8 protein-coding genes, 1 tRNA gene and 2 pseudogenes are annotated in these 9,522 nt (G+C 60.1%); 5 read left to right on the plus strand and 6 right to left on the minus strand.

Translation table 11 applies throughout. The features are described from left to right. Positions 1 to 115 precede the first annotated feature (115 nt). The 6 genes and pseudogenes from HT737_RS10355 to hemA form a co-directional block, all read right to left on the minus strand. The gene (locus tag HT737_RS10355; protein ID WP_047296500.1) at positions 116 to 634 is read right to left on the minus strand and encodes an acyloxyacyl hydrolase; all 519 of its coding nucleotides are present in this window, start codon (positions 632 to 634) and stop codon (positions 116 to 118) included. Positions 635 to 746: 112 nt separating this feature from the next. Further along, positions 747 to 1,538, minus strand: coding sequence for a glutamate racemase (gene murI, locus HT737_RS10360; RefSeq protein ID WP_182402458.1), 792 nt, complete (start codon positions 1,536 to 1,538; stop codon positions 747 to 749). Continuing rightward, a complete protein-coding gene (locus tag HT737_RS10365) occupies positions 1,531 to 2,286 on the minus strand; it encodes a molybdopterin-synthase adenylyltransferase MoeB (RefSeq protein WP_086791597.1) in 756 nt (251 codons plus the stop codon). The genes murI and HT737_RS10365 overlap by 8 nt, the downstream gene beginning before the upstream one ends. Then, positions 2,280 to 3,109 (minus strand): annotated as a pseudogene (prmC, locus tag HT737_RS10370) (peptide chain release factor N(5)-glutamine methyltransferase). Before prmC ends, HT737_RS10365 begins: the two are co-directional and overlap by 7 nt. Then, positions 3,110 to 4,192, minus strand: coding sequence for a peptide chain release factor 1 (prfA, locus tag HT737_RS10375; RefSeq protein ID WP_027612234.1), 1,083 nt, complete (start codon positions 4,190 to 4,192; stop codon positions 3,110 to 3,112). After that, positions 4,189 to 5,476, minus strand: a pseudogene (gene hemA, locus HT737_RS10380) (glutamyl-tRNA reductase). Before hemA ends, prfA begins: the two are co-directional and overlap by 4 nt. Before the next feature lie 182 nt (positions 5,477 to 5,658). On the opposite strand from hemA, the gene HT737_RS10385 reads away from it, so the two are divergent. The 5 genes from HT737_RS10385 to prs all read left to right on the plus strand — a co-directional run. Then, entirely contained in the window at positions 5,659 to 7,383 is a 1,725-nt protein-coding gene (locus tag HT737_RS10385) for a tetratricopeptide repeat protein (RefSeq protein WP_047296508.1), read from the plus strand. A gap of 3 nt (positions 7,384 to 7,386) precedes the next feature. Further along, positions 7,387 to 8,004: a lipoprotein insertase outer membrane protein LolB gene (gene lolB, locus HT737_RS10390; protein WP_182402460.1), complete on the plus strand. Its 618-nt coding sequence runs from the start codon at positions 7,387 to 7,389 to the stop codon at positions 8,002 to 8,004. A gap of 3 nt (positions 8,005 to 8,007) precedes the next feature. Next, entirely contained in the window at positions 8,008 to 8,859 is an 852-nt protein-coding gene (gene ispE, locus HT737_RS10395) for a 4-(cytidine 5'-diphospho)-2-C-methyl-D-erythritol kinase (RefSeq protein ID WP_182402462.1), read from the plus strand. A 37-nt stretch (positions 8,860 to 8,896) separates the two neighbouring features. After that, positions 8,897 to 8,971: transfer RNA gene (locus HT737_RS10400), tRNA-Gln, on the plus strand. Between the two features lie 45 nt (positions 8,972 to 9,016). Then, positions 9,017 to 9,522 (plus strand): ribose-phosphate diphosphokinase (prs, locus tag HT737_RS10405; protein ID WP_182402464.1); only part of this gene is annotated, 506 nt, incomplete at its 3' end.

Here is a 9,522-nt window from a genome sequence, read left to right on the forward strand (position 1 = left end):
AAGTGATGCTCGAAGTGAAGTGGTATCACTATTAAAAGATCGCAGCCTGCGCTCCTACAGKGGAWTGGGTTTTTCCTGTAGGAGCTGCCGCAGGGCTGCGATCTTTTGATCTTGCTTACAGCGGCATCGTGTAATGCAGCGCGTAGCTTTCTACACCGTCGTTGCTGCTGGCCAGGCCGGCGTTGGAGTAGTGCGTCGCACGGATCCCGACTTCATGCCCGCCATTGAAGCGCAGGCCAAAACCGATGCGGTCTTCGAACTGCAAAGAGCCGCCGATGTTGTTGCTTTCATATTTGGTGTTGGAGAACGCTGCGACACCAATGCCCGCTTCAACATACGGCTTGACCGACTGACCGGCAAACTCGTAAACGAACACCGGCGAGAACGACAGGCTGTTGTTGCTGGAAGTCTTGTCACCCTCCCAATACGTGTAGGCACCGCTCCAGTAACCGGTCAGGCGACCGACGTCACTTTGCAGCCAACTCTTGTCCCAATCGAAATTCATGCCGAGGCGATACGTCATTGTCGAATCGCTGGTCGCACCCACTGCAAACTCAACGCCTGCCGCTTGTGCGGTAATACTTTGCCCCATCAGTGCAGCCGCAATCGCGGCCAAGCAGAATAGTCGCTTCACTTTGAAACTTCCTTTTCCGGAACGATCGTTTGGTTTTTTAGTAAACCCAGCGGTATAGAAATCAGCGCTTGAGCAGAAGTTCAGCTGACTTTTTAGATATTTCACATTTTTTTTACAAGGTGAATTTTTCGACGTCGCCGGCGGCTTGGCCCAACAGGGGCAGGATTTTGCGAAAGGACGCCGGATCCGCGCTGGTCCAGAATCTGACTGGCTGGTTCGGTCCGTGGGCGAGCAACCCGCGCTCGGCCAGCAGCCGCTGCAACTGGCGGGCGACGGCGGCACCGGTGTCAATCAGGCTGATGCTGTCGGGAATCATCGTCTTGAGCATCGGCTTGAGAAACGGATAGTGAGTGCAACCGAGAATGATCGTGTCGCAACCATTGGCCAGCAGCGGCTCGACATAGTGCTGGAGCAATGCGCGCAGCTCGGCGCTATGCAGATCGCCGCTTTCAATCAGCTCGACCAGACCGGGGCACGGCTGGGTGATGACGCGAACGTCGGTAGCGAAACGATCAAGCAACGCGGCGAACTTGGCGCTCTGCAACGTGCCGGTGGTGGCAAGTACGCCAACCACACCGCTACGGGTCGCGGCAGCAGCAGGTTTGACCGCAGGCTCCATGCCGACAATCGGCCACTCGGGGAAATCCCGGCGCAGATCGGCAACAGCGGCCACCGTCGCGGTGTTGCAGGCAATCACCAGGGCCTTGGCGCCCTGCTCGCGGAAAAAACCGGCCATCACCTTGCAGCGCTGGCGGATGAAATCAGGGGATTTCTCGCCGTAGGGAATGTGCCCGCAATCGGCGAAGTACAGCAGTGACTCATGGGGCAGCAACCGCTGGACTTCGGCCAGTACCGACAAGCCGCCGACACCGGAATCGAACACCGCGATCGGTGCCTCACGCATCGTGCGATCCGCAGACGCTGCAGCCCGGATCGCGCTTGACCCGCAGCTCACGAAAGCGCGAACCCAAGGCATCAATCAGCAGCAAGCGGCCTACCAGTGGTTCGCCGAAACCGACCAGCACTTTCAAGGCTTCGAGCGCCTGAAGACTGCCGACCAGGCCCACCAGTGGCCCGACCACACCGGCCTCGCTGCACGTCAGTTCGGCTTCGCTGCCATGCCCGTACAGGCAGTGATAACACGGACTTTCCGGGCGACGCGGGTCGAACACCGCCAACTGCCCTTCCAGACGAATCGCCGCGCCGCTGACCAGCGGCTTGCGCGCGGCCACGCATGCGGCGTTGACCGCTTCGCGGGTGGAGAAATTGTCGGAACAGTCGAGCACCAGATCCACCGCCGACACGGCAGCGGCAAGGGAGTCCTCGTCCAGCGCCTGACGGTGCGGCACCAGTTGAATCTCGGGGTTGATCGCGCCGAGGCGCTTGAGCGCCGAGTCGACCTTGCTCATGCCGACGCTGTCGGTGTCATGAATGATCTGACGCTGCAGATTGGTCAGGTCGACCGTGTCGAAATCCGCCAGATGCAACTCACCGACACCGGCCGCTGCCAGATACAGCGCGACCGGCGCACCGAGACCGCCAAGGCCGACGATCAGCACGCGGCTGTCTTTGAGCTTCAGTTGCCCATCGATGTCGATGTGTTGCAGCAGAATCTGCCGGCTATAGCGCAGCAATTCCTGATCATTCAGCACGGCAGGCGCCCCAGGCTGATCCGTTGATGGCCGCCCAGATCGGTGCGGCTGTGGACTTGTTCAAAACCGCGGGTCAGCAACAGATCACGCACGGCCTCGGCTTGATCATAGCCGTGTTCGAGCATCAGCCAGCCGCCGGCTTCCAGATGATCCGGCGCCTGGGCGACGATCAGGCGCAGATCGTCGAGCCCGTCGATACCGGCCACCAGCGCACTGGCCGGTTCGAAGCGCACGTCGCCCTCGACCAGATGCGGGTCGCAGCGGCGATGTAGGGCGGGTTACTGATGATCAGATGGAAGCGCTGGCCTTCGAGGGAGCTGAACCAGTGGCTGCTCAGCACCGTGGCGTTGTTCAGGCTCAAGCGCTGGCGGTTGCGTTCGGCCAGGGCCACGGCTTCCAGCACGCGATCCACCGCCGTGACTTGCCACGCCGGGCGTTCGCTGGCCAGAGCCAAGGCAATCGCGCCGCTGCCGGTGCCCAGATCGAGCACTTTCGCCGGCGTCGCCGCCAGCAACTCCAGCGCGGCTTCGACCAGCAATTCGGTGTCCGGGCGCGGAATCAGCGTGTGCGGCGCGACTTCCAGATCGAGCTTCCAGAAACCCTGCTGACCGAGGATGTAGGCCACCGGCTCGCCACTTCGACGCCGTTGCAGGTACTCGGTAAAAATCAGTACCGCTTCGCTGGGCACGATGCGCTCAGGCCAGGTGTGGAGGAAGCTGCGCGGCTTGCCCAGTGCCGCCGCCAGGAGCAATTCGGCATCCAGACGCGCCGTCGGCGAATCCGGCAGTTCGGCGGCACGCAACAGACTGGCGATGATGGTCATTTATTCACCTATCGCTGCAAGCTGGTCGGCCTGGTATTCGGCCAGCAAAGGCTCGATCACCGCTTCAACGCCACCGGCGAGAATTTCATCCAGGGAGTACAGAGTCAGGTTGACGCGATGGTCGGTGACCCGGCCCTGAGCAAAGTTGTAAGTACGAATACGCTCGGAACGATCGCCGGAACCGACCAGCAATTTACGCTCGCTGGCAATCGCATTGGCCGCTGCGGCGGTCTGCTGGTCGTTGAGCTTGGCGGACAGCCAGGCCATCGCCCGCGCGCGGTTCTTGTGCTGGGAACGTTCTTCCTGGCACTCGACGACGGTGCCGGTCGGTATGTGCGTGATGCGGATCGCCGAGTCGGTGGTGTTGACGTGCTGACCACCGGCCCCGGAGGAGCGGTAAGTGTCGACACGCAGATCCGCCGGGTTGATCTCGATGGCTTCCCGCTCGTCCGGCTCGGGCAACACCGCCACGGTGCAGGCCGAGGTGTGGATACGACCCTGGGATTCGGTGGCGGGTACACGCTGTACGCGGTGCGCGCCGGACTCGAATTTCAGCTTGCCGTAAACGTTGTCGCCTTCAATGCGGGCGATGACTTCTTTATAGCCACCGTGCTCGCCTTCGTTTTCCGAAAGGATCTCCACGCGCCAGCCACGCCGTTCGGCGTAACGCGAGTACATGCGAAACAGATCGCCGGAGAAGATCGCCGCTTCGTCGCCACCGGTACCGGCGCGAATTTCGAGAAAGACGTTACGCCCGTCATTGGGATCCTTGGGCAGCAACATGCGCTGCAGATCATCTTCCAGTCTGATCAGCAATTCCTTGGCTTCGCGGACTTCCTCCACGGCCATTTCACGCATGTCCGGGTCGCTGTCCTTGAGCAGCGCCTGGGCGCCTTCAAGATCACTTTGTACGCCGAGCAGCTTTTTATAGCCTTGTACCACCGGCTCGAGTTCGGCGTATTCCTTGGAATAAGCGCGGAATTTGGCCTGATCGGCAATGACTTCGCCGTCGCCGAGCAGCGCGGTCAGTTCCTCGAAACGGTCCTGGAGGGTGTCCAGCTTGTTGAGCAGTGACGCTTTCATTGCGGTTTTTTATCCGAAAAACTATCCGGTGAGCCCTCGAGGGCGAAGAGTTCCTGGGCCATGGCCAGCGCATCAAGGCGGCCTTCGGCAGAAAGCTTTTTCAACTGCACGCTGGGCGCATGCAGCAGTTTATTGGTCAGGCCACGGGCCAGTTGCCCGAGCACCTCTTCGGCGTTGCCGCCGTTGGCCAGCAGACGCAGGGCCTTTTGCAGCTCCTCGTCACGCAGGCGTTCGCTCTGTTGCCGATAAGCCTTGAGCACATCGACCGCCGCCAGTTCGCGCAGGCGCACCATGAAATCGTCGGCGCCGACCGAAACCATCTCTTCCGCCGCCTGGGCTGCGCCCTGCCGACTCTTGAGGTTCTCGGCGACCACTTCGTGCAGATCGTCGACGCTGTACAGGTAAACGTCGTCGAGTTCGCCGACTTCCGGCTCGATGTCGCGGGGTACGGCGATGTCGACCATGAAGATCGGCTTGTGCTTGCGCTGCTTCAGCGCGCTTTCGACGGCGCCTTTACCGAGGATCGGCAACTGGCTGGCGGTCGAACTGATCACGATATCGCTGCGCACCAGTTCTGCCGGAATGTCCGAGAGCAGCACCGCATGCGCGCCGAACTGCTCGGCCAGCAGGCTGGCGCGTTCCAGCGTACGGTTGGCCACCACGATGCGCTTGACCCCCCAGCTCGTGCAAATGGCGGGCGACCAGCGTGATGGTCTCGCCGGCGCCGATCAACAGAGCCTGGCTGCGCTGCAAATCACTGAAAATCTGTTTGGCCAGGCTGACGGCGGCAAACGCCACGGACACCGGATTTTCGCCGATGGCGGTGTCGGTACGCACTTGCTTGGCGGCGTTGAACGTCGCTTGAAACAGTCGCCCCAGCAGCGGGCCGATGGTGCCCGCCTCACGCGCCACGGCGTAGGCCGATTTCATCTGGCCGAGAATCTGCGGTTCGCCCAGCACCAGCGAGTCGAGCCCGGAGGCGACGCGCATCATGTGACGAACTGCCGCATCATCTTCGTGCACATAAGCGCTCGCGCGCAGCTCATCGAGGCTTAAATGGTGATAATCCGCCAGCCAGCGCAGAACCAGATCAGCGGAAATCTGATCCTGTTCTATATAAAGCTCACTGCGATTGCAGGTGGAGAGGATCGCAGCTTCGCGGCTGTCGGTGAGTCGGCAGAGCTGCTGCAAGGCCTCAACCAGCTGCTCAGGGGTAAAGGCCACGCGCTCGCGGACGTCTACTGAAGCAGTCTTGTGGTTAATACCGAGTGCAAGGAAGGCCATTCAAGGTCGCTGATGGTGACGTGAAGCCGGCAATTGTCCTACTTCGTCAGATTCAGAACAACTACCGCTGACTATTGTCCCAATTGTCGGCCACTATAAAGGCCACATTCGAGACTCGGTTATGTTTGACCGAAGGCTTGTGTCATGATGATCCGACCGCAGGTTAGTCGTCCTTCTCCTATATGAATAGATCTTCCGCGTTGCTCCTTGCTTTTGTCTTCCTCAGCGGCTGCCAGGCCATGGCACCCGTTTCGCCGGACGGCACCCCGCCGGTCGAAGACACCACGCCCGCGCCTGAAAAACCCAAGGTTTACAGCTCGTTCAGCGAGGAAACCGTCTTCAGCCTGCTGAGCGCCGAACTCGCCGGCCAGCGCAATCGTTTCGACATTGCCCTGGACAACTACGTGACCCAGGCGATCAACACCCAGGATCCGGGGGTTTCCGAGCGCGCGTTCCGCATCGCCGAATACCTCGGTGCCGACCAGCCTGCACTGGATACCGCACTGATCTGGGCAAAAAACGCCCCGGACGACCTCGAAGCGCAGCGCGCCGCTGCCGTGCAGCTGGCCCGCGCCGGGCGTTACGACGACTCCATGGTCTACATGGAGAAAGTTCTGCAGGGCAAGGGTGACACTCATTTCGACTTCCTCGCACTGTCGGCGGCCGACACCGATCAGGAAACCCGCAACGGTTTGATGAAAAGTTTCGACCGTCTGCTGCAGCGCCACCCGAAGAACAGTCAGCTGATTTTCGGCAAGGCCCTGTTGCTGCAACAGGACGGCGACAATAAAGCCGCACTGACCCTGCTCGAAGACAACCCGCCGGAAGAAGGCGAGATTGCTCCGATCCTGTTGCGCGCACGTCTGCTGCAAACCCTGAATCGTGGCGACGAAGCCTTGCCACTGCTGCGCAAAAGCATCAAGCAATACCCGGACGACAAGCGCCTGCGCCTGACGTATGCGCGCACCCTGGTCGAACAGGACCGGATGGACGACGCCAAAGTCGAGTTCTCCACCCTGGTTCAGCAATACCCGGAAGATGACGAACTGCGTTACTCGCTGGCATTGGTCTGCCTGGAAGCCAAGGCCTGGGACGAGGCCAAGGGCTACCTGGAAGACCTGATCGCCCGGGAAAGCCACGTCGATTCGGCACACCTGAACCTCGGCCGCATCGCTGAAGAGCGCAACGATCCACAGGGCGCGCTGATCGAATACGCCCAGGTCGGCCCGGGCAATGACTATCTGCCGGCGCAACTGCGTCAGGCGGACATTCTGATGAACAACGGCAAGACCGCCGAAGCCCAGAGCAAACTGGCGGCCGAGCGCGATGCCCAGCCGGATTACGCAATCCAGCTGTATTTGATCGAATCCGAAACCCTGTCGGCCAACAAACAGGACGACAAGGCCTGGAAGGTCCTGCAGCAAGCGCTGCTGCAATACCCGGACGATCTGAATCTGCTCTACACCCGCGCCATGCTCGCGGAAAAGCGCAATGACCTGGCGCAGATGGAAAAAGACCTGCGCCTGATCATCAAGCGCGACCCGGACAACGCCATGGCGCTCAATGCGCTGGGCTACACCCTGTCCGATCGCACTACCCGCTATGCCGAAGCCAAAGCCCTGATCGAACAGGCGCACCAGATCAATCCGGAAGACCCGGCGGTACTCGACAGCCTCGGCTGGGTGAATTTCCGCATGGGCAATCTGGACGACGCCGAGAAGTATCTGCGTCAGGCGCTCGAGCGCTTCCCGGACCACGAAGTCGCCGCGCACCTGGGCGAAGTCCTGTGGGTCAAGGGCAATCAGCGCGAAGCCAAACAAGTCTGGGGCAAATTCCTCAAGGATCAGCCCGACAGCACCATCCTGCGCAGCACCATCAAGCGCCTGACCGGATCCGAGACTCTTTAACTCATGTTTTTGCGCCACGTTATTGTTTTCAGTTTCATCGCCCTGCTCACCGGTTGCGCGGGCTTCGGTGCTCGCGAGTCGGTCGAGGGCCACGGCAGTCCGGCTCAGTGGACCGCAAACAAACAACAGCTGACCGGCCTCGACGGCTGGCAGATCGACGGCAAGATCGGCATCCGCGCACCGAAAGATTCCGGTAGCGGCACGCTGTTCTGGCTGCAACGCCAGGACTATTACGACATTCGTCTGTCCGGCCCGCTGGGTCGTGGCGCGGCGCGTCTGACCGGGCGTCCGGGCAAGGTCTCGCTGGAAGTCGCCAATCAGGGCCGCTATGACGCCGAGTCACCGGAAGCGCTGCTCGAAGAGCAACTGGGCTGGAAGTTGCCCGTGTCGAATCTGGCCTGGTGGGTCCGTGGCTTGCCGGCACCCAGCAGCAAAAGCCGTCTGACCCTGGATAACGACAGTCGCCTGGCCAATCTGGAACAGGACGGCTGGAAGGTCGAGTACCTCAGCTACGCCGAGCAGAACGGTTACTGGCTGCCCGAGCGGATCAAACTGCATGGCACCGATCTGGACGTGACGCTGGTGATCAAGACCTGGCAACCGCGTAAATTGGGGCAATAACCCATGACCGCTCCACGTCTGACGCTGCCGTCGCCGGCCAAGCTCAATCTGATGCTGCACATTCTCGGGCGCCGTGCAGACGGTTATCACGAACTGCAGACGCTGTTTCAGTTTGTCGATTACGGCGACGAAATCACCTTCGCCGTGCGCGACGACGGCGTGATACAGCTGCACACCGAATTCGCTGGCGTGCCCCACGACAGCAACCTGATCGTGCGCGCGGCGAAAATGCTTCAGCAACAGTCCGGCTGCCCACTGGGCATCGACATCTGGATCGACAAGGTGCTGCCGATGGGTGGCGGCATCGGTGGCGGCAGCTCGAACGCGGCCACTACCCTGCTCGGTCTCAATCACCTGTGGCAACTGGGCTGGGATGAAGATCGCCTCGCGGCACTGGGCCTTTCGCTCGGCGCTGACGTGCCGGTTTTCGTTCGTGGTCACGCGGCATTTGCCGAAGGCGTGGGCGAAAAACTGACCCCGGTCGACCCCGAAGAACCGTGGTATCTGGTGCTCGTGCCGCAAGTCTCTGTAAGTACGGCAGAAATTTTTTCCGATCCTTTGTTGACACGTAACACGCCGCCCATTAAAGTGCGCCCCGTTCCCGAGGGAAACAGTCGAAATGACTGCTTGCCGGTGGTTGCAAGGCGTTATCCAGAGGTACGTAACGCATTGGATTTGTTAGGTAAATTTACCGAAGCAAAACTCACCGGAACTGGAAGTTGTGTGTTTGGGGGCTTCCCAAGCAAAGCTGAAGCTGATAAAGTCTCGGCCCTTCTTACAGAGACCCTTACAGGGTTTGTAGCAAAAGGAAGCAACGTTTCGATGTTGCATCGCAAGCTGCAAAGTCTGCTCTAAAAGGAATCAAGTGCCAGGCACTTGAAGCAACAGATACAGGGGCGTCGCCAAGCGGTAAGGCAGCAGGTTTTGATCCTGCCATGCGTTGGTTCGAATCCAGCCGCCCCTGCCATTTTCTATACTCATCCAGGTTACCCTCAGCCTCTAGGTACTGCGCGTGTCCAAGATGATGGTCTTTACGGGGAACGCTAACCCCGATCTGGCTCGGCGTGTTGTACGTCAGCTGCATATCCCTCTCGGTGACATCTCTGTCGGCAAGTTTTCCGACGGCGAAATTACTGCCGAGATCAATGAAAACGTTCGCGGTAAAGACGTTTTCATTATTCAGCCGACTTGCGCCCCGACCAACGATAACCTGATGGAACTGGTCGTGATGGCTGATGCCTTCCGCCGCTCCTCGGCTACTCGTATCACTGCTGTTATTCCTTATTTTGGTTATGCCCGTCAGGATCGCCGTCCGCGTTCCGCACGTGTGGCTATCAGCGCGAAAGTCGTTGCTGACATGCTTACCGTAGTCGGCATCGACCGTGTGCTCACGGTTGATCTGCATGCTGACCAGATTCAGGGCTTCTTCGATATTCCGGTAGATAACATCTACGGCTCCCCGGTTCTGGTGGATGACATTGAAGATCAGCGCTTCGAAAACCTGATGATCGTGTCCCC

This window comes from Pseudomonas sp. MD195_PC81_125, from assembly GCF_014060985.1.
Classification (GTDB): domain Bacteria; phylum Pseudomonadota; class Gammaproteobacteria; order Pseudomonadales; family Pseudomonadaceae; genus Aquipseudomonas; species Aquipseudomonas parakoreensis.

Coding starts and splice junctions, on each gene's coding strand:
- murI (WP_182402458.1), bottom strand. CDS start 1,538: ATGCGTGAGGCACCGATCGCGGTGTTCGATTCCGGTGTCGGCGGCTTG.
- prfA (WP_027612234.1), bottom strand. CDS start 4,192: ATGAAAGCGTCACTGCTCAACAAGCTGGACACCCTCCAGGACCGTTTC.
- HT737_RS10385 (WP_047296508.1), top strand. CDS start 5,659: ATGAATAGATCTTCCGCGTTGCTCCTTGCTTTTGTCTTCCTCAGCGGC.
- lolB (WP_182402460.1), top strand. CDS start 7,387: ATGTTTTTGCGCCACGTTATTGTTTTCAGTTTCATCGCCCTGCTCACC.
- ispE (WP_182402462.1), top strand. CDS start 8,008: ATGACCGCTCCACGTCTGACGCTGCCGTCGCCGGCCAAGCTCAATCTG.